This window comes from Vibrio sp. QJM3NY_39, from assembly GCF_057785895.1.
Window position 1 is genome coordinate 1,145,461 of record NZ_CM173505.1, and the last position, 21,002, is coordinate 1,166,462.

Consider the following 21,002-nt stretch of genomic DNA (forward strand, 5'->3'; position numbering starts at 1 on the left):
ACAAGATGGTTACAATACACTAATTCATACAATAGGGGATATGACATTGGAATTTTTGTTGGACTACGGCTTGTTTTTAGCCAAGATTGCGACCGTTGTAATCGCCATCATTGCAATTTTAGTGATTGCTAAATCGGTGGGTGGAAAATCAAGCGCGATTAAAGGTGAGCTGGAAATCACGAACCTATCTGAACACCACAAACAAACGATTGAACAACTAGAGCACCATTTGCATGATGATGCTTTCATCAAAGCTCGTGATAAAGCAGAAAAGAAAGCGGAAAAAGAAAAAGTAAAATCACGTGGCAAAGAAGTGAAGAAAGCAGCGAAAGAGGGTGAGCTTGATAGCAAGCGTGAACCACACCTATTCGTTCTCGACTTTTATGGCAGCATTGATGCGAAAGAAGTGGCTTCATTACGTGAAGAGGTAACAGCGGTTCTAGCTGTGGCTCGTGAAGGCGATGAAGTATTGCTTAAACTTGAGTCTGGCGGTGGCATGGTTCACGGCTATGGTTTGGCGTCTTCTCAACTCGACCGTATCAAAGCAGCAGGCCTGCCTCTGACTATCTCGGTAGACAAAGTAGCCGCGAGTGGTGGTTACATGATGGCATGTATCGCGGACAAAATTGTATCTGCACCTTTTGCTATTGTTGGCTCTATTGGTGTTATTGCTCAGCTGCCAAACTTCAATAAGTTGCTTAAAAAGCATGACATTGAGTTCGAACAGCTAACGGCGGGTGAGTACAAACGCACGCTTACTATGTTTGGTGAGAACAGCGATAAAGCACGCGAGAAGTTTAAAGAAGAGCTCGAAGAGACACATGGTCTATTCAAAGACTTCATCCGCGACCACCGCCCGGCGTTAGATCTTGAAAAAGTAGCAACCGGTGAACACTGGTTTGGTACACAAGCACATGAGCTTGGGCTGGTGGATGAGATCAGCACTTCTGATGATTTAGTCGTAGCGGCATGTAAGGACAAAACGGTTCTAGCGATTCACTACGTACAGAAGAAAAAGCTGTCAGACAAACTAGCGGGCGTGGCAGGTAAATCTGCAGACAGCGTGCTGATGAAGCTGATTGAACGCGGCCAAAAGCCGATTGTTTAAGCTTATTTAGCTTTAGCTTTAGCTCTAGTATCTAGTATCTAGGTTTAGTGCCTTGCGTCTATTGAAGACGTTTAAGCCTTAAAAAGAAAGCGCATAAGTCATCAGACTTATGCGCTTTTTTATTGCTCCACTTCCGAGCGGGTTTAACCACTATGTTGTAGGGGGAGCGGAGTCTTATACCAACCACTTACTTCTTGTGGCTGGTATTAAATCTTTGCTCCATAATCATTGCGTTTTGGACAAGTGGTCAGAATTTCTCTATGACCAGTATCTTTGACCTCCTCCAAAATTACATCAAAGCCCCATAAACGATAGAGATGTTTCATCACTTCGTCGTAGCCTTTATCAAGCGGGATACGGCCGTGAGGCACATACTGCAGTGTCATCGAGCGATCACCACGAACATCGACGTTAAACACCTGAATATTCGGTTCAAGGTTACTTAGATTGTATTGAGCCGCAAGCTTTTCACGAATCAAGCGATAGCCTGGGTCATCGTGAATAGCACTTATCTCAATGGTGTTTTTGCGGTCGTCGTCGAGCACAGAGAACAGTTTAAAGTCTCGAATGATCTTTGGTGAAAGATATTGGCTGATAAAGCTTTCATCTTTGAAATTGTGCATGGCAAAGTGCACCGCTTCTAGCCAATCACTTCCGGCTAACTCAGGGAACCACTCTTTGTCTTCATCGGTTGGTTCTTCACAGATACGTCGGATGTCTCTAAACATCGCAAAGCCAAGCGCATAAGGGTTTATCCCGCTGAAATAAGGGCTGTTGTAGGCGGGCTGTGCGACCACGCTGGTGTGGCTGTGTAGGAATTCTAATATGAACTTGTCACTCACCAAGCCTTCGTCGTAAAGGTGGTTAAGAATGGTGTAGTGCCAGAAGGTTGCCCAGCCTTCGTTCATTACTTGAGTTTGCTTTTGAGGGTAGAAGTATTGGCTCACCTTGCGAACAATGCGAACACACTCACGCTGCCAAGGTTCAAGTAGTGGTGCGTTCTTCTCGATAAAGTAGAGAATGTTTTCTTGAGGCTCGCTAGGGAAGCGGATTTTGGTCTCTTTTTCCTTGTCTTGATTTTTAGGCACAGTTCTCCACAGCTCATTGACTTGAGATTGCAGGTACGCTTCACGTTCTTCTTGCCTTGCTGTCTCTTCAGCTATGGAAATCTTCTCAGGGCGTTTGTATCTGTCTACGCCGTAATTCATGAGGGCATGACAAGAGTCGAGAAGTTGTTCGACTTCGGCAACACCGTATTTTTCTTCACAATCGGTAATGTATTTTTTAGCGAATAATAGGTAGTCGATGATGGAACTGGCATCGGTCCAGGTTTGGAACAGGTAGTTGCCCTTAAAGAAAGAGTTATGGCCGTAACAAGCATGAGCCATTACCAACGCTTGCATCGTGACCGTGTTCTCTTCCATCAGATATGCGATACAAGGATCTGAATTGATCACGATTTCGTACGCTAATCCCATTTGGCCGTGCTTGTAGTTTTGCTCGGTTTGAATAAATTTTTTGCCAAATGACCAGTGATTGTAATTGATCGGCATACCGATGCTCGAGTATGCATCCATCATCTGCTCAGAAGTAATCACTTCAATTTGGTTCTGGTAAGTATCTAAACGGTAATGCTGAGCCACACGCTTAATTTCTACGTGATATTGTTCCAATAGGTTGAATGTCCAATCTGGACCATCAGGCAGCATCTTGTCGTTTCTCTTCTGTGTAGCTTTGTCTTTTTCTGCAACGTTTGATTTCGCTGTCATGGCAAGCCCCCTTACGCTGTCTCTTTCTGGAACAGTTCTCTAAACACAGGAAAAATATCATCCACCGTTTTAATGTTCTTCATGGCGAAGTTATCGAAGCTCGCTTCTAGCTTCTCGTATTCATGCCAAAGTGTTTGGTGTGAACGGCGCGTAATCTCGATGTAAGAGTAATATTGGCAAGTTGGCAGAAGTGTATTGACTAATAGCTCTTTACAACGAGGAGAGTCATCAGCCCAGTTATCTCCATCAGAAGCTTGTGCTGCATAGATGTTCCACTCATTTGCAGGATAGCGGTCTGCGACAATCTCTTTCATTAATTTCAGTGCACTGGAAACGATGGTGCCACCAGTCTCTTGTGAGTAGAAGAACTCATGCTCGTCGACTTCTTTAGCCTGAGTATGGTGACGAATAAACACCACATCGACGTTTTCATAAGTACGGTTCAAGAACAGGTAGAGCAACACATAAAAGCGCTTAGCGATGTCTTTGGTTGCTTGGTCCATTGAACCCGACACATCCATTAAGCAGAACATGACCGCTTGGCTAGATGGAATAGGGCGCTTCTCATAGTTTTTGTAGCGTAAATCGAAAGTATCAATGAATGGCACGCTTTCAATTTTTTTACGTAACTCGGCAATCTCTTCTTTTAAACGACTTTCTTCAAAGGGTTGTGCTGGTTCCGTCATTTTAACTTGGTCAAGCTGCTCCATCAGTAGGTTAAGCTCGCGCTTTTTACCTGCGGTCATCGCGGTTCTACGAGCCAGAGATTGCTGCAGTGAACGAACGATAGCAATGTTGGAAGGAATTCCCGCGCTTTGATAACCAGAGCGATGTGTCTTCCATTCGGTGATTTTGTTGACCTGATTCTTCTCTAGATTAGGAAGAGCTAAATCTTCAAAGAGAATATCAAGATATTCATCTTTTGAAATTTGGAATGTAAATTCATCTTGGCCTTCGCCATCAGGGCTTGCGTCCCCCTGGCCTGCGCCACCACCTTGACCGCCACCTTTAGGACGTTCAATTTTATCGCCCGTGATGAACTGGTCATTACCTGGGTGAACGCGTTCTCTTACGCCGCCTTGACCTTGGTGAAAGCTTGGCTCTTTGATGTCTTTATGGGGAATAGTGACGTCTTCACCGGTTTCAGTATTGGTGATTGAGCGTCGGTTGACTGCATCGGCCACTGATTCTTTGATTTGCTCTTTATGGCGTCGTAAGAAACGCTGTCTATTCACAGCACTCTTATTTTTGCCATTGAGCCTCCGATCGATAAATTGTGCCATAAGAACTCCCTCTCAGCTGATGTCGCGATCCTACTTTTTATTATGTACGAGCTGCTCACTTGAACAGCTCAGTACAGTTTGGTTATGAGGATTTACGAACTCTTAGGTACCACTCGGATAGCAGTCTAACTTGTTTCTCGGTGTAGCCTTTTTCCATCATACGAGCAACGAAGTCGTCGTGTTTTTTCTGATCATCCGTTGAGGTCTTAGCATTGAACGAAATAACAGGAAGTAGCTCTTCTGTGTTGGAGAACATTTTCTTCTCAATCACAGTGCGCAGTTTCTCGTAGCTTGTCCAAACTGGGTTTTGACCGTTATTGTTGGCTTTGGCACGAAGCACAAAGTTCACAATCTCATTTCGGAAGTCTTTAGGGTTACTGATCCCGGCTGTTTTCTCGATTTTCTCTAGTTCACCATTCAGAGAAGCACGGTCAAATAGCTGGCCTGTTTCTGGATCGCGGTACTCTTGGTCTTGAATCCAGAAGTCAGCGTAGGTGACATAGCGGTCGAAGATATTCTGTCCGTACTCAGAGTAAGACTCTAGGTAAGCGGTCTGAATTTCTTTACCAATGAACTCTACGTAACGTGGTACTAAGTATCCTTTCAAGAACTCAAGGTACTTTTCAGCGGTTTCTTGAGGGAACTGCTCACGTTCGATTTGCTGTTCAATTACGTAGAACAAGTGAACCGGGTTTGCCGCCACTTCGGCTTGGTCGAAGTTGAACACTCGAGAAAGAATCTTAAAGGCGAAACGCGTTGATAGCCCAGACATTCCTTCGTCAACGCCAGCATAATCTCGGTACTCTTGGTAACTCTTCGCTTTTGGATCGGTGTCTTTTAGAGTTTCACCATCGTAAACACGCATTTTTGAGAACAGAGAAGAGTTTTCAGGCTCTTTCAGTCTCGATAAGATACTGAATTGCGAGAGCAGATCGAGTGTGCTTGGCGAACAAGGGGCTTTGGATAGCTCACTGTGCTCAAGCAGTTTCTGGTAGATCTTAACCTCTTCAGAGACGCGCAGACAGTAAGGGACTTTTACAATGTACACACGGTCGAGGAAGGCTTCGTTGTTTTTGTTGTTACGGAAGGTCTGCCACTCAGATTCATTTGAGTGAGCCAGAATCATACCGTCAAATGGCAGTGCAGAAAGCCCTTCGGTACCGTTGAAGTTACCTTCTTGCGTTGCCGTTAAGAGTGGGTGCAAGACTTTGATTGGCGCCTTGAACATCTCTACGAATTCCATCACACCCTGGTTGGCTTTACAGAGCGCACCAGAGTAGCTGTAGGCATCGGGATCATCTTGAGAGAAGTGCTCAAGTTTACGAATATCGACTTTACCAACCAGAGACGAAATATCTTGGTTGTTTTCATCACCAGGCTCTGTCTTCGCGATCGCAACTTGGTCGAGAATCGAAGGGCGTAGTTTGATGACTTTGAATCTAGATATATCACCACCGAAATCATGGAGGCGTTTTGCCGCCCAAGGTGACATGATAGAGCGTATGTAGCGCTTCTCTATTCCGTACTCTTGTTTCAAAAGATCGCCATCTTCGTTTACGTCGAATAGACAGAAGGGGTGATCATTTACAGGGCTTCGCTCACCGTCAGCAGACAGCACATAGATTGGCAGTTTTTGCATCAGTGCTTTTAGCTTTTCAGCAAGGGATGATTTACCACCACCCACAGGGCCAAGTAGGTAAAGGATCTGTTTACGTTCTTCTAAGCCTTGTGCTGCGTGTTTTAGGTAAGAAACAATCTGTTCAATCGCATCTTCCATGCCATAGAAATCTTTAAATTCGCTGTAGCGCGATATGACACGGTTCGAGAAAATACGACTTAGATGGGGGTCTTGAGCGGTGTCTATAACCTCCGGTTCGCCGATGGCCAGTAGTAAGCGCTCAGCAGCGTTAGCGTAAGCACTTTTATCGTCTTTACACAGCCCTAAGAACTCTTGCAATGTGAGCTCTTCTTCCTTGGCTGCTTCATAACGTGATTGATAGTGGTCAAAAATACTCATAGTCACATTCCCCTTGTTAACCAGTCAAAACTGATGAGCGATTGAAAAATAGGCTCTCCCTACATTTTAAGATTAGACCCGCTTGCACAATTTTGCTTAACAATTATGTATTTATTTACAATTTTGCGTGTGAAAAACCTAGCGAGCGCAATAGGCAACTTGAGGCGTGTAGAATCCAATTATTTTACATTCGAGGGGATCTAGCCGTTTGTTTTGTGATTTTAGGTCGCTTAATAATACTCACACTGGATTTATGTGTATTAGATGTATAACTGAGCTCTATTGATTTACCGGAATGAAGTACCATATAATGCGCAGCGTTATCAAAAATTGCTCAATAAATAGGTAGATGTAGTGAAGAATTATGGGTTAAAAATAGTGGCTATCAGTGTTGCGTTACTGGCTTCGACAGCAACACATGCAAAAATATCACAGTGGTCACTGGGCGTTGCCGCTTCTTATTCTCCTGCTGTCTATAAAGATACACCGTCAAACCGCGCTGTGATTCCTATGATTGGCTATGAAGGTGAGCACTTTTTCATGCGTGGATTCAGTGCAGGTTATCGCTTACTTCCTGCGGGCTCACCACAGAATATTGTGTTTCGAGCGGTTTATGATTCTAGAACATTAAAGCCGGGTGATTCTGATAACGTTGATATTCAAAAGTTAGATGAACGTAAAGCATCAGTATTAGGTGGCATTAGCTACCAAGTGATCACCTTGGTCGGGATGTTTGAAGCGACAGCAGGCTCTGACTTAGGGTTTAGGCATAATGGTATCTATGCGGAAGCTGCATGGCGTTTACCGATTCGTCGCAATGGGTGGGCGATTACACCCTCTATTGGTTATGCTTATAACAGTGAGCGCTTGAATAACCACTTATACGGGGTGAGTTCAGCAGAAGCGTCGAGAACTAATTTGAATGAGTTCGATGCAGACTGGGATGGTCAGTACTTTATTAGTTTAGGCGGTTACTTGCATGTGACGCCAAATATCCGGGTCACTGGTGGCGTTCGTTATACCAACCTTGAAGGTGATATTGAGAACAGCCCAATACTTGAAAGTGGCATCAACATGGCCGCAAACGTCGGTGTTGCTTACGTCTTCTAGTTGCTTTGGTTTCCCTCTCTAAATGCGGACATTAAAAAAGGGTTACTCATGATGAGTAACCCTTTTTATTTATGCGAAGTACCGACCGATTATTACAGTAATCGAATCGAATCAAGGAAAGACATGGCTAGATTTAGCTCCCACCAGTGACTTTTCTACAAATCAATTTACTACCAAACTCTTCACCCAGTGGTTTAAAAACTTGGGGCAGCGGTTAACGCTAAGATACCAAGAATAGCAATAACGATGATCAGCTCAATTAGTGTAAAACCTTTCTACTTCATACCTTAGAAAGTGAAACCGGCCTGTAGACCTAGAGTGCCGTCACTGCCTAGATTTAGACCACCTGAGCTGAAGTCGTACCAATCAAAACCAACACGTGCCATAAACTTCGAGTTACCAAACATTGGTTGCACTGACTTAAATTCAGCACCGATACCGTAAGTTGCCCCCCATTCACTATTTGAATGCTTGTTATTCACTGAGCCATCTTTATCAGTGATCGTTGATTTAGAATTAAAGTTTGAGTAAGCAAGACCAACTTTACCGTAGATAGCAAAAGATTCATCGAAACTATATTTATACATTGGCGCTAGAGACATTTTGAAGTGTTGGTAATCGCCCTTGTGCTTAGTTAGGTCGCCGTTTACGTCTGAAGTAACATCGCTGATATCTGAATCGATGTAATTCATGGTTGATTCTAAATAAAAGTTTGTATCAAGAACTTGTGAACCAACAGTGAATTGTGCGCCTGTGTCGTCTTCGTTAATGCCAACGCCGCCAAGTACGTACATTTCGTTAGCTGCGAAAGCTGAAGTAGACATGATAGCTAGTGATGCAAGGATGAATTTTCTCATTTTGTTTATCGCTCTGGTTAATAAATTTCGGGGAGCATTCTAGCTATTTTATTTAAAATAAAAAACACCGTTCAAAATCGATCGATGGTTTTTAATTTGTATTAAATTTTTCGAAGTGGAATTAATAAAGATGAATGACTTAATTGGTTATAAATACTAGGTTTGTGTTCGTTGGTTAAAGGGCGATATCAGAGAAATTAATTGGAAATGGTTCCACATTTAATATCTTATCTTTATGATTCATTTGCGTTTTCTGTATCTGAAGTACACTTTTTATCCACATCGCTTCATAAGTCCCGTTTTCTGTTTGTGAATATTCATTATCTGCAGACTTACACAACATCGTTACTTGCGCTTTGATATAAAAAAGCCCACTTCTGAAAGTGGACTATCTACATACATGTGACGTCAAATGTTCGAATAACCGACGGTGTTCGTTATACCAACCTTGAAGGTGATATTGAGAACAGCCCAATACTTGAAAGTGGCATTAACATGGCTGCAAACGTCGGTGTTGCTTACGTCTTCTAGTTGCTTTGGTTTCTCTCTCTAAATGCGGACATTAAAAAAGGGTTACTCATGATGAGTAACCCTTTTTTGAAACTTTTTAAAAGTTAGAGCTGATCAATAAATGTATTAAGCGCTAAAGATTTGAGATAGCTCTGTCGCACATAGGTGGTACTGACGAGGGCAGTTGCGCCATGTTGTTAGCATGCGGCGGTATTTCTCTAGCATTGGCATTTGGCTATTGAAGTGGTGATCTGCTTTGTCGAATTGAGGGTAAAGACCTTCAGAATCAACAAGGAAACGTACGTAATGTACGCTCTGAGCTTCAGAAGCGATATCAAAACCTAGGAACTGTAGGCGACGTTGGTCTACTTCAGCACGTTCTTGTTCTGCTAGCATTTTGTTCGACTCTTGCATGGCATGGTACATCTCCATGATGTCGATAACTTCGCGACACTCGGCTTCAGTCAAACAGCCAAATTCTTTATTAAGTTCACGCATTTGAAGTTCGTAACCACGCTCTACAACCGTTTGTAGACGTTGGTATTTAGCGGAGTTCTCAGGATCCATTTGAGACATTAGGTAGTATTGATTTGATAGAATTAGACGCTGAGCATTGGTCATTTCCATGGGAGAAGCCTCACTAAAAAACTAAATGTTATATTCTTTTGTTGCAGTAAGAGTAACAGCATTCCTACGAGTGGAAACATGATCTCAACACGGATTTAATATGATTTTTTGAATTGATAAACAAAAGTTGTAAAGAAAAGTGAAAGGATTATTTTAATACCAATCACAGTAAATAAGTGATCATAAATAGCGCAGGAAAAAGGCTTGAGAACAAGGCAGAAAGTTTCGATAAGTGGTTATTCTACAATCAAAATTTCTAACGCAGTTATTGAGCGTTTTAACCAGCTAGGATGACCAACTATTTACTACGATTGGTATAATCATAAAAGAAAACGCCCCAATCGAAATTGAGGCGTTTAAAAACACTATGAACGTAAGTCTAGATTAGTACTTTACGTTTGAATGGTACTGGCTTAGAACAGCAACAATCTCGTCCATTTTCTCTTTGCTTGGCGGATTTGTACCTTCAAGAGGGTAGTCATAACCAAGCGCTTCCCATTTATGAGCACCAAGCTTGTGGTATGGAAGCAGTTCTATTTTCTCGATGTTATCCATGTCTTTAATTAATTCACCAAGAAGATGAGCATCTTCAGGCGTATCCGTGTAGCCAGGAACTATCACGTAACGAATCCACGTCTTCTTACCGATTTTATGCAGGTAGCGTGCAAAATCCAGAGTACGTCTGTTTGATACGCCAATGAAATCGTGGTGTATCTCATCTCGCATATGTTTAAGATCCAACATCACTAGATCAGAGGCTTCTAGTACTTCATCGACCACTTCAGTGTGCTTACGAATGTAGCCATTAGTATCAAGACAAGTGTGAATGCCTTCAGCTTGCGCCGCTTGGAAAAAGTCACGAACAAACTCAGGTTGTAGCATCGCTTCACCACCAGAACAGGTGATACCACCGCCCGATGCTTTCATGAAATGACGGTATGATTTTGCTTCGTTGATGATCTCTTCGACCGTTACTTCCTTTCCGTCATGAAGATCCCATGTATCGCGGTTATGGCAGTACATACAACGCATTAAGCAGCCTTGAAGAAACACAATGAAGCGGATACCAGGGCCATCGACAGTACCACAAGATTCGAATGAGTGAATGCGACCAGTTGTAGACATGAGCTATTCTCGTAGAGGAATTTATACCGTGTATTTTATTACAAAAACGGTACATAAAATAGGGTCAAATGGTAACGAGGCCTTTAAAAATAAAGGCAATCACCGGTGAAGATGATTGCCTGTATTAAACTGGAAAAGTAAAGGACGAAAGCCCTTACTGGTGGTTAGAAGAAAGCAAACATAGTTATGCCACCAGTGGTATAAATCGATTCTTTCGCTTCTTTGTAATCAGGCGTTTTGGCCGTTAGCGCGAAAGAGGCACCAACGTATTGGTTATACCAAGCAAAACCCAGTACGGCTGTCGCTTGGATGTTCTCTAATGTCACATCGTAGATCGCAGGGTTTTCGTTGTTTTTATTTGCGTATTCGTCAACACCAGAGCGATCACCTTCGATAGTCAGGTCGTTAAATCGGTAACGCCCTTCGAGGCCAGCATAGGTAAACCAACCCGTATTGGATGCGCCAATCATGCCAGCTTTAAATGGGTTTTCAGTGCTGATGTTAGCCGCGCCAAAGTTACCACCTAAGTCGGTACCCCAACGGAACATGAAGCCCGTTTGGATATCACTTCTAAAGTTGCCCACATTGATCTCTGAAACGTTAGAGATCTCGTAGTCAGTATTCGCCAATGCTTGATTACGCATTAGGTTGAAATGGCTTAAGTAACCAACGCTCCCCGCCCACTCATCGTCAACCTGATATTCCCAACCCATAGGCTCATCTGATTTTGTGATCGAGTGAACCAACTTTTGAGCATCTTCAGACAGTGCACGTTCGCCTGTTGTACCGAAGGTAATGTTAAAACGTTGGGCTTGTTGTGGGTTCAAACTGATGTAGTTGAATTCTGTATGTAGGTAACCTGCGTATGGGCGGTCATTAGCCGATGGCGTTTCTAACTCAATATCAGAAGGCGTATACATCTTGTGGCCAATGGTGATTTCCCATTTATCTAGAGAGCTTGCGCCCCAGTAAGAGAGACTCAATGGTTTCACCCAATTGTATGGCGTAATACTTGACGATGTGTAACCCAGAAATAAGCCGTTGGTATAGTCTTGGTCGACACCAAAAATACCATCATTATCTAAAGCGAAAGTTAGCGTAGAACGCTCAGATGCTAAAGATGAAAAAGAGAGAAGGAGCAGGGGTAAACAACGCAGGTATTTCATGGAGCAGTTACTCTTAAATTATGAACCAAGATAGTACCGTAATTAGAGTTTAGGTGTGAAAAAAAAGTGAATAGATGACGGGTTTTTTGCTCAATCTGACGTTTCGTATAGTGAAGACGAAATAATAAATTTCTGGATGATATAAAAAAGCCCCGCACATTGGCGGGGCTAATATTATTTTACTTATCTATTTAGCGTGAGCTTATAGAGACTCAGTAAATGTACGTGCGATTACGTCAGCTTGCTGCTCTGTAGTTAGAGAGTTGAAGCGTACAGCGTAACCAGAAACACGAATCGTTAGCTGAGGGTATTTCTCAGGGTGCTTAACTGCGTCTTCAAGAGTTTCGCGGTTAAGAACGTTAACGTTAAGGTGTTGACCACCTTCAATGCCAGCTTCGTGGTGGAAGTAACCATCCATTAGGCCTGCAAGGTTAGCACGTTGGCTGTCTTGTTCTTTACCTAGCGCGTTTGGCACGATAGAGAAAGTGTAAGAGATACCATCTTGTGCGTCAGCAAACGGTAGTTTACCTACAGACGTTAGTGAAGCTACAGCGCCTTTCTCATCACGACCGTGCATTGGGTTAGCACCAGGAGCGAAAGGAGCGCCAGCACGACGACCGTCTGGAGTGTTACCTGTCTTCTTACCGTATACCACGTTAGACGTGATAGTAAGAACTGACTGTGTAGGGATTGAATCACGGTAAGTCTTAAGCTTACGGATCTTGTTCATGAACGTAGAAACTAGTTCACAAGCAATGTCATCTACACGAGAGTCGTTGTTACCGTATTTAGGGTAATCGCCTTCGATTTCGAAGTCAGTTGCGATACCGTCTTCATCACGGATTGGCTTCACTTTAGCAAACTTAATTGCAGACAGTGAGTCAGCAGCAACAGACAGACCGGCAATACCACAAGCCATAGTACGACGAACATCACGGTCATGAAGAGCCATTAGAGACGCTTCGTAGCTGTACTTGTCGTGCATGAAGTGAATGCTGTTTAGAGCTGTCACGTATTGCTTAGCTAACCAATCCATGAATGTGTCTAGGCGACCCATTACGTCATCGTAGTTAAGTACTTCGTCAGTGATCTTGTCGCCAACTGGACCAACTTGCATCTTAAGCTTCTCATCAACGCCGCCGTTGATTGCGTAAAGCATAGTTTTTGCAAGGTTAGCACGAGCGCCGAAGAACTGCATTTGCTTACCAACGATCATTGGTGATACACAACAAGCGATTGCGTAATCATCAGAACCAAGATCAGGACGCATTAGGTCATCATTTTCGTACTGGATAGAAGAAGTATCGATAGATACCTTCGCACAGAAACGCTTGAAGCCGTCAGGCAGTTGCTCTGACCAAAGAACCGTGATGTTTGGCTCTGGAGAAGGCCCCATAGTGTATAGAGAGTTAAGGAAACGGAAGTTCGAACGCGTTACTAGCGTACGACCATCAACACCCATACCACCCATAGACTCTGTAGCCCAGATTGGGTCGCCAGAGAATAGCTCATCGTACTCAGGAGTACGTAGGAAACGAACCATACGCAGCTTCATTACGAAGTGGTCGATCATCTCTTGTGCTTGGTCTTCTGTGATTTTGCCAGCAGCGATATCACGCTCGATGTAGATGTCTAGGAAAGTCGAAGTACGACCTAGAGACATTGCAGCACCGTTTTGAGACTTAACAGCAGCTAGGTAGCCGAAGTAAGTCCACTGGATAGCTTCTTGAGCAGTTTGAGCTGGCTCAGAGATATCGAAACCGTATTTCTCAGCCATTTGCTTGATTTGACCTAGAGCACGATGTTGCTCAGAGATCTCTTCACGCAATTGCATTGTTGCAGAAAGATCTTCGCCGTTCTCGAAACGCTCTTGTAGAGATGCGAATTGAGCCGCTTTGTCTTTCATTAGGAAGTTGATACCGTATAGTGCAACACGACGGTAGTCACCAATGATACGACCACGGCCGTAAGCATCAGGAAGACCAGTCAGAACACCAGACTTACGACATTTTAGGATATCAGGAGTGTAGATATCGAAAACGCCAGCATTGTGTGTTTTGCGGTATTCTGAGTAGATTTTTGAAACCATTGGGTCAAGAGTTTCACCGTATGCTTTACAAGAACCTTCAACCATACGTACACCACCGTTAGGGATGATTGCACGTTTTAGTGGCTTCTCAGTTTGTAGACCAACGATAGTCTCAAGATCTTTCTCAATGTAACCTGCATCGTGAGCAGTAATGGTAGAGATAACAGAAGTATCGAAATCTACAGGTGCTTTAGTTGCGTTTTCCTGTTTGATACCTTCCATTACCGAAGACCAAAGCTTGTTAGTTGCTTCAGTACCCTCAGAAACTAGGAAAGACTCGTCGCCTTCATACGGCGTGTAGTTCTTTTGAATGAAATCACGAACGTTTACTTCGCTTTGCCACTCACCTGCAGCAAAATCTTCCCAAGCTTTAGCAAATTGCTCTGCCATGACATACCTACCTTTTTAGTAGAAAAAATACGTACATTAACACTGTTGAGCCAGCGCCCCTCGTAAGGGTAGTACACTCTTATTAATAACAATATATATGAGCATATTCGCATCATATGGTTATATATATTGTCACTACCTTTTATATGTTGTCTTTACTCTATGTATTCAAGACTACGCTAAAAAATTTCTGTAAACCTTAAACTAAATCAATAAATGCCAAAAAAAGTTGAAAAAAAATGGGTGGCAGGGGTTGCCACCCAAACTTTTTTTTAATACCAATACTACTTTTGTGTAGTTAGAACCATTATAGCCAAGCTTTTAGGCCATATTGACTTTCTAGCATACCAACTGCAAGCATTGCGACTAAACAGATAACCAAAACGCCAACTGGGATAACAATCTTGTCTACAAATGATAGACGCTTCGCACGCTCTTTATCACCAATTAGACCGTTATTATCTAGAAGCATAGTCAGTGCCCATGCTAATACTGGGTTAACAACCGCAGAACCGAAGATACAGATACCAGCTGCTTGAGAATCTTTTGAATCCTTAACCATTTGCATACCCGCTTCAAGTAGAGGCAGAGATACACCTACAAGCAGCGCAACACGCATCACTGGTGGCCATACAGCTACGTCCATTGGGAAACCAAGAATCGCAACAATAATACATAAAGAACCAAGCAAGATTGCGCCGCCAGGAATTGGACGTTTTGCAATTGCTGCTGGGATCATGTAAGTACCCCAAGAAGAAGTGATGTTACCACCACCAACTGCAGTACCCACCATTTGACGAACTGAACACATAGTCATTGTGTCATCAACATCCATCAGAACTTTTTCAGAACGTTTAGGGTAGTTCAGTTCTTGGAAGATACGGTGACCTAGGAAATCTGGCGACCACATTGCTACGGCAAGAATTGCGAATGGTAAAGAAGCAATGAAGTGTTCAACGTTTGGCAAGCCAAGCATCCAACCTTCAGAAGTAGAACCCCACCAGTAAACTGGGTTTAGGTTTGGAATACCCATTTCAGTTTCGAATACGATATCGAAACCAGCACCTAGTGCTAATGCAATAGCAAGGCCTGTGAATGCACAAACTGGGATAGCCAACCAACGCTTGTTCACTTTTGCTAAGAAAGCGTAGATAGCAATCGTAATAGCAAGAACGATTAAACCAACGTAACCCATGCTGCCTGCTTCAACAGTAGAAGATTGAAGACCAACCGCCCATGCTTGAATCGAGTTAATTTGGCTCATGGTGCCTGTTAGGCCTAAGAAAATGAGTAAGCCGCCAGCGGTACCTTCCGAAGTCAGGTTAACCAGCTTGGAGCCGCCTTTTAGGAAACTTAGGATTAGACCGAAGACACCGATAAGGATTGCCAATGCAAGAGGGTGAGCACCAGCGAGAGCGATGGTACCAATAAGAGGGATCATTGGGCCGTGGTTACCGGCAAGGTTTGCTTTAGGGTTGAAGAAACCAGAAGCAAGAATACAGAACAGCAGTGCAGGAATAAGCATTTCTACACGAGCGACTTCAATTGCGAAGTCTTTACCTAGGTTTACGTGATCCCAAGCTTGGGTTAGGCCATCAGCCCAAGACATCATTACTGCTGAGTACATCGCGATGATACCGATGGTACCAGCAAGTGCAGGAACAAGGTCTTCAAGTTCAAAACGGAAATCACGGCCTGGAAGGTTTAGACCGAAGCGGCGAGGCTTCATGATTTGAAGTTCGTGATCTAGATAATCTGAGCGGCTCTCAAATTCCGAAGAAGGGCGGTGTAGCTCTTTATAGCTTTTCTCTTCTACTTCAGAGTTCGCATTATTCACAACGTCTGACATAGATTCCTCATATTTTTATGTTAGTAATTCTAAAATTGAATTAAATAAGTTCGCGTAATTGCGTTATTTCTTAGTTATAACTTATTAACACTATGTTGCACGGTTTTGATGTGCTTTATGCAGCTAAGTTAAAAGAAATGTTTGGCATTTTTAATGCCTTATTTTGTATTGAGGAGTCTAACAAGCTTACCCTTTAGGGTGATTGATCTTGATCACTTTATGAGTGTATGTGAAAGAAAGCTACAAAACGCAGCGATTCATTAACGTACCGTTGATAAAAAGTGTAATTTGTTTTCACAAACTGACGTTTTCCAATCTTCTTTGAACCTCTCCCGCTATGGTATTAGCTGAATGCTTAACGCGTACTGAGTTATTTCACTATTATTCGATTGTCATCCATTCCTTTTGACATACTTACAATGTAATGACTTCAAACAGAACTGTGATTGATGGAGGGGGTGCGCTGAATGCTCTGGTTGCATGTTTTCGGCAGCGATGTTTCTAAGTTCACAAAACGTGTTTTTCTTGTGAGCTATCAGGCTACGAGAATCTCATTTTGATTAACTTTATTTAAACAATGTAAGAGTGGTAATTACGACTTATTGATAGAACTCATTCATTAAATTGAGGTGAAAACGCTACCTTTTGCATAATAAGTCAGAGTGAATCGCTATTTATTCCAAATTATTAGGTTAATAATTTGTTGCATGTTATTCCGTGTGGTGCTAGTTTGTATCGCATGAAAAGGTCGGAGTACCTTGCATTTTCACAAACTTGGGAGAGAAAGCGCATGAAAGATGTACCAGCGCTGGACATAAAGGATCTACACAAAACGTTTGGTCAAAATGAAGTTTTAAAGGGAATTTCACTTTCTGCGCATAAAGGCGATGTAGTCTCGATTATCGGATCTTCTGGGTCTGGTAAAAGTACTTTCCTTAGATGTATCAACCTTTTAGAGACACCTACCGCCGGCGAAATTTGGGTTAATGGCGAATTAATTCAAATGAAAAACAACCGCCAAGGTGTTTCAGTTCCTGCCAATGAAAAACAAGTACAGCGAATCCGTTCTCGCCTAGCGATGGTTTTTCAGGGTTTCAATCTGTGGTCTCACCTGACCGTTCTCGAAAATGTTATCGAAGCGCCTGTTCACGTCTTAGGTGTACCTAAAGCGCAAGCGATTGAAAATGCAGAGTTACTACTGAAGAAAGTCGGTCTGTACGAGCGTAAAGATTACTACCCGGGTCACTTGTCTGGCGGACAACAACAGCGTGCTGCTATTGCGCGAGCGCTAGCGGTTGATCCTGAAGTTATGCTGTTTGATGAACCAACATCGGCATTAGACCCTGAGTTAGTAGGCGAAGTGCTTGGTGTAATGCGCGATCTAGCAGAAGAGGGCAGAACCATGCTTGTGGTAACACATGAAATGGCTTTCGCTCGTGACGTATCGAACCATGTGATGTTCTTACATCAAGGTCTAGTGGAAGAACAGGGCGATCCAGCTAAACTGTTTACAGAACCTGAATCTGAGCGATTACAACAGTTTATCTCTTCTATCTATTAATGTTCTAAACGTTAGATGGGCTTCTACTAGCAGTAGAGAAGTAGAAAATAGATGGCTTCTTAAAGACAAAGCAAAGCGTTCAGACGAATCAAGATTGAAATACCGCCGCTAAGGAAAATGGCGACGGTATGAACAATAAAACACAACAAGTAAGTTAATAAGTAACAACAAACACAATATTAAAATTAGCAAAACATAAAAACCTAAATCACAGGAGTAGGGATATGAAAAAGTGGTTATTAGTCGCGGCACTTGCTGCAACTGCTGCAACGGGCGTAGCTCAAGCAAAAGAATGGAAAACAGTACGCTTCGGTATTGAAGGTGCTTACCCTCCATTTAGCTGGACAGAAGCTGACGGTTCACTAAAAGGCTTCGATGTTGATATGGCTAACGCGCTTTGTACCGAAATGCAGGTGCAGTGTAAGATCGTTGCACAAGATTGGGATGGCATTATTCCTTCTCTACTTGCTCGTAAATATGATGCGATCATCGCGGCAATGTCTATCACGGAAGAGCGTAAGAAAAAGATCGACTTCACTGGTAAATACGCACTTATCCCAAACAAGTTCATCGCTAAAAAAGGTGCAGGCCTTAACTTCGATGATCTAAGCGGTCAAAAAATTGCCGTTCAACGTGCAACAACTCACGATAAGTACCTAACAGACAACTACGGTGACACAGTAGAAATCGTTCGTTACGGTTCATTCGATGAAGCTTACCTTGATCTAGCTAACGGTCGTGTTGCTGCTGTACTGGGTGATGCATCGGCTCTAGAAGAGGGCGTACTAAACAAAGCGGGTGGTGAAGACTACGAGTTTGTTGGCCCATCACTAACAGATCCTAAATGGTTCGGCGATGGTTTTGGTATTGCTCTACGTAAGCAAGACAAAGATCTGACTAAGCAATTAGATGCGGCAATCCTTTCACTACGTGAAAAAGGCATCTACCAAGATATCGCAGCTAAATACTTCAACTACGACGTATACGGTCAGTAATATCTAGCGTCAATTCTTAAGGGAGAGGTTCTCCTCTCCCTGTCTTACCAACTTTTTCGCAGTTCTGTTGGAATTCATTATGTTTGATTTACAAGGATATGAAGCTTCGATCCTGAAAGGGGCGGTGCTTACAATCGAAGTTGCCTTGCTGTCGCTAATTTTAGCTATGGTTCTTGGTATGCTAGGTGCCTTAGCAAAACTTGCGCCTTATCGCTGGGCTCGTGCAATTGCAACCCTCTACACAACTGTCATTCGAGGCATCCCCGATCTCGTCTTGATGATGCTGATTTTCTTTGGTGGACAAATCCTTTTAAACAACAGTTTGTATTCCATCAATGAGTGGCTCAATGAGTGGTTCACATCAAGTGATCCTAACCATGAATGGACAGCTTACTTACCTGATTATATCGATGTCAGCCCATTCATTGCTGGTGTCTTAACCATTGGCTTTATCTTTGGTGCTTACATGGCTGAAACTTTCCGTGGTGCAATCATGGCTGTCGACAGCGGTGAGATGGAAGCGGCAAAGGCCTACGGCATGGGACCCGTCTTAGCGTTCCGCCGTGTTCTGTTACCTCAAATGATTCGTCACGCACTGCCGGGTTTTGGTAACAACTGGTTGGTTCTACTTAAGACCACCGCGTTGGTTTCGATTATCGGCCTAGAGGACATGGTACGTGTTAGTGCATTGGCTGCTGGTTCAACCAAAATGCCATTTACCTTTTATATGACAGTGGCTCTTATTTTCCTATTCTTCACCAGTGTTTCGACGGGCTTGCTTAAGTTGGTTGAACGTAAATTCAGTATCCACGCGAGGTAGTTATGGACTTTTCATTGATAATTGAAAGCCTGCCGATTTACCTTAGTGGTTTATGGACAACGGCTTGGATGGTTTGCGTCGCTTTGATCATTGGCTTATGTGTAGCAATACCATTAGCTATTGCTCGTAACAGCCCAAATATGCTGATTAACGCTCCAGCTTGGTCGTTCATCTATTTCTTCCGTGGTACGCCATTATTGGTGCAGTTGTACCTGATTTACTACGGAATGGATCAGTTCTTCCCTGTAAAAGATACCCTATGGGAAAACGCATGGTTCTGTGCATTGGTCGCGTTTATTCTGAACACGTCGGCTTATACCGCTGAAATCATTCGTGGCGCTATCAACGGCTTACCGAAAGGTGAGGTTGAAGCAGCAAAAGCTTATGGTATGAGCACACCCAAGACATACCGCCGTATCATTCTTCCAAGCGCTTTACGTCGAGCATTACCAGCTTACAGTAATGAAGTTATCTTTATGCTTCATGGTTCGGCGGTAGCAGGTATCGTAACCATTATGGATCTAACTGGTGCTGCCCGTTTGGTTAACTCACGTTACTACGCACCATTTGAATCGTTCTTAACAGCAGGCCTATTCTACATGGGGTTAACGTTTATCATCATTGCGATTTTCAAATTCGCAGAGAAACGTTTCTTAGCTTACTTAAGACCACTTAGCTAATCACACGTTACAAATCATAGTTAAAAAAACGGCGCTTCTATAGCGCCGTTTTTAATGAGCAGACTTTGTTACCTAAAAATGACTATTTAAACGTCGACCAAATCGGAGCGTGGTCTGATGGTTTTTCAATACCGCGTAGCTCGTAGTCGATGCCCGCTTCAGTACATTTGTCAGCAAGCTTTTGAGTTGCTAGGACCACATCAATACGCAGACCACGGTTGTCTACGAAGCCTTTTGAGCGGTAATCAAACCACGAGTATTGATCGTTCACTTCAGGGTGTAGTAAACGGAAGCTGTCCACAAAACCCCAATCCATCAGTGTTTTCAACCATTCGCGCTCTTCTGGTTGGAAAGAACACTTACCTGTTTTCAACCAACGTTTCGCATTAGGTTCACCAATACCGATATCAATATCGGTAGGGCTGATATTAATGTCGCCCATTACGATCACTTGTTCATCTTTGTTGTGGTAATCGTTCAGGTACGTCATTAAGTCTTTGTAGAACTCACGCTTATACGGGTATTTGGTTTCATGCTTAATGTTATCCCCTTGAGGGAAGTAGCCATTAAGCACGGTAACTTTTTCACCGTTTTCGTCTTCAAACGTCGCCATGATCATGCGCTTTTGATGGTCTTCATTGTCAGTAGGAAACCCCTTCTGCACAGAGATAGGCTCTTGTTTACACAGCATAGCTACACCGTAGTGCGCTTTTTGGCCATGGAAGTAAACCTTGTAACCCATCGCTTCAACATCAGTGAGCGGGAAGGCTTCATCGTGCACTTTAATCTCTTGAAGACCAATCACGTCGGGTTGGTGTTTGTCGATAATCGCTTGCAGTTGATGAAGGCGGGCTCTAAGGCCGTTGATATTAAAGCTAATTACTTTCATTTGTTTTTATACCTCTCGGAAACCTTTGTACTGCGAGTTTTCAAAGATTTTTTGATTTGGTTGATTTCATGGTTCATTGTATTTAACCATGCTCAATAATTTCTGTCGCCACTTTATAAAGACAAAATGGCGACGTTAAATGGTGTGAATGCCTACA

16 protein-coding genes and 2 pseudogenes are annotated in these 21,002 nt (G+C 43.1%); 7 read left to right on the forward strand and 11 right to left on the reverse strand.

Annotated features, from left to right (window positions below; translation table 11 throughout):
• The first annotated feature begins 46 nt into the window (after positions 1-46).
• Complete coding sequence (gene sohB, locus AC3CHU_RS05270; protein ID WP_488525470.1) at positions 47-1,108, forward strand: protease SohB; 1,062 nt, start codon at positions 47-49, stop codon at positions 1,106-1,108.
• A gap of 206 nt (positions 1,109-1,314) precedes the next feature.
• Here sohB and AC3CHU_RS05275 read toward each other — a convergent pair whose 3' ends face one another.
• The 3 genes from AC3CHU_RS05275 to AC3CHU_RS05285 form a co-directional block, all read right to left on the reverse strand.
• Positions 1,315-2,877, reverse strand: a complete 1,563-nt coding sequence (locus AC3CHU_RS05275; protein WP_146455931.1) for a SpoVR family protein — start codon at positions 2,875-2,877, stop codon at positions 1,315-1,317.
• Positions 2,878-2,888: 11 nt separating this feature from the next.
• On the reverse strand, positions 2,889-4,160 hold the full coding sequence (locus tag AC3CHU_RS05280) for a YeaH/YhbH family protein (protein ID WP_488525191.1): 1,272 nt from the start codon (positions 4,158-4,160) through the stop codon (positions 2,889-2,891).
• Between the two features lie 82 nt (positions 4,161-4,242).
• Complete coding sequence (locus AC3CHU_RS05285; RefSeq protein ID WP_004736581.1) at positions 4,243-6,177, reverse strand: PrkA family serine protein kinase; 1,935 nt, start codon at positions 6,175-6,177, stop codon at positions 4,243-4,245.
• 354 nt (positions 6,178-6,531) lie between these two features.
• On the opposite strand from AC3CHU_RS05285, the gene AC3CHU_RS05290 reads away from it, so the two are divergent.
• Complete coding sequence (locus tag AC3CHU_RS05290; protein ID WP_183091193.1) at positions 6,532-7,287, forward strand: MipA/OmpV family protein; 756 nt, start codon at positions 6,532-6,534, stop codon at positions 7,285-7,287.
• Between the two features lie 197 nt (positions 7,288-7,484).
• Here the strand turns inward: AC3CHU_RS05290 and AC3CHU_RS05295 are convergent.
• Positions 7,485-7,547 (reverse strand): annotated as a pseudogene (locus tag AC3CHU_RS05295) (prepilin-type N-terminal cleavage/methylation domain-containing protein); the annotation flags it as partial.
• 27 nt (positions 7,548-7,574) lie between these two features.
• Positions 7,575-8,144 (reverse strand): outer membrane beta-barrel protein, encoded by a 570-nt coding sequence (locus AC3CHU_RS05300; protein WP_004736526.1) that lies wholly within the window; start codon positions 8,142-8,144, stop codon positions 7,575-7,577.
• A 393-nt stretch (positions 8,145-8,537) separates the two neighbouring features.
• On the opposite strand from AC3CHU_RS05300, the pseudogene AC3CHU_RS05305 reads away from it, so the two are divergent.
• Positions 8,538-8,675, forward strand: a pseudogene (locus tag AC3CHU_RS05305) (MipA/OmpV family protein); the annotation flags it as partial.
• Between the two features lie 105 nt (positions 8,676-8,780).
• On the opposite strand, the gene AC3CHU_RS05310 reads toward AC3CHU_RS05305, so the two are convergent.
• The 5 genes from AC3CHU_RS05310 to AC3CHU_RS05330 form a co-directional block, all read right to left on the reverse strand.
• Positions 8,781-9,281 carry a YfbU family protein gene (locus AC3CHU_RS05310; RefSeq protein WP_004736527.1) on the reverse strand — a complete coding sequence of 167 codons (501 nt, stop codon included), beginning with the start codon at positions 9,279-9,281 and terminating at the stop codon, positions 8,781-8,783.
• Positions 9,282-9,665: 384 nt separating this feature from the next.
• Positions 9,666-10,406, reverse strand: coding sequence for a pyruvate formate lyase 1-activating protein (gene pflA, locus AC3CHU_RS05315; RefSeq protein ID WP_488525192.1), 741 nt, complete (start codon positions 10,404-10,406; stop codon positions 9,666-9,668).
• Positions 10,407-10,570: 164 nt separating this feature from the next.
• Complete coding sequence (locus AC3CHU_RS05320; RefSeq protein ID WP_054547271.1) at positions 10,571-11,572, reverse strand: lipid A deacylase LpxR family protein; 1,002 nt, start codon at positions 11,570-11,572, stop codon at positions 10,571-10,573.
• A gap of 202 nt (positions 11,573-11,774) precedes the next feature.
• Positions 11,775-14,051: a formate C-acetyltransferase gene (gene pflB, locus AC3CHU_RS05325; RefSeq protein WP_054547272.1), complete on the reverse strand. Its 2,277-nt coding sequence runs from the start codon at positions 14,049-14,051 to the stop codon at positions 11,775-11,777.
• A gap of 307 nt (positions 14,052-14,358) precedes the next feature.
• Positions 14,359-15,900: a DUF3360 family protein gene (locus tag AC3CHU_RS05330; protein ID WP_017083998.1), complete on the reverse strand. Its 1,542-nt coding sequence runs from the start codon at positions 15,898-15,900 to the stop codon at positions 14,359-14,361.
• 790 nt (positions 15,901-16,690) lie between these two features.
• Here AC3CHU_RS05330 and AC3CHU_RS05335 point away from each other — a divergent pair.
• From AC3CHU_RS05335 to AC3CHU_RS05350, 4 genes are all read left to right on the forward strand, one after another.
• Positions 16,691-17,461 (forward strand): ABC transporter ATP-binding protein, encoded by a 771-nt coding sequence (locus AC3CHU_RS05335; RefSeq protein ID WP_004736532.1) that lies wholly within the window; start codon positions 16,691-16,693, stop codon positions 17,459-17,461.
• Positions 17,462-17,685: 224 nt separating this feature from the next.
• On the forward strand, positions 17,686-18,456 hold the full coding sequence (locus AC3CHU_RS05340; RefSeq protein WP_017078148.1) for an ABC transporter substrate-binding protein: 771 nt from the start codon (positions 17,686-17,688) through the stop codon (positions 18,454-18,456).
• Between the two features lie 79 nt (positions 18,457-18,535).
• Positions 18,536-19,276: an ABC transporter permease gene (locus AC3CHU_RS05345; RefSeq protein ID WP_171314136.1), complete on the forward strand. Its 741-nt coding sequence runs from the start codon at positions 18,536-18,538 to the stop codon at positions 19,274-19,276.
• Between the two features lie 2 nt (positions 19,277-19,278).
• Positions 19,279-19,956, forward strand: a complete 678-nt coding sequence (locus AC3CHU_RS05350; RefSeq protein ID WP_004736535.1) for an ABC transporter permease — start codon at positions 19,279-19,281, stop codon at positions 19,954-19,956.
• Positions 19,957-20,038: 82 nt separating this feature from the next.
• Here AC3CHU_RS05350 and xthA read toward each other — a convergent pair whose 3' ends face one another.
• Positions 20,039-20,845 carry an exodeoxyribonuclease III gene (gene xthA, locus AC3CHU_RS05355; RefSeq protein WP_065204914.1) on the reverse strand — a complete coding sequence of 269 codons (807 nt, stop codon included), beginning with the start codon at positions 20,843-20,845 and terminating at the stop codon, positions 20,039-20,041.
• Positions 20,846-21,002 lie beyond the last annotated feature (157 nt).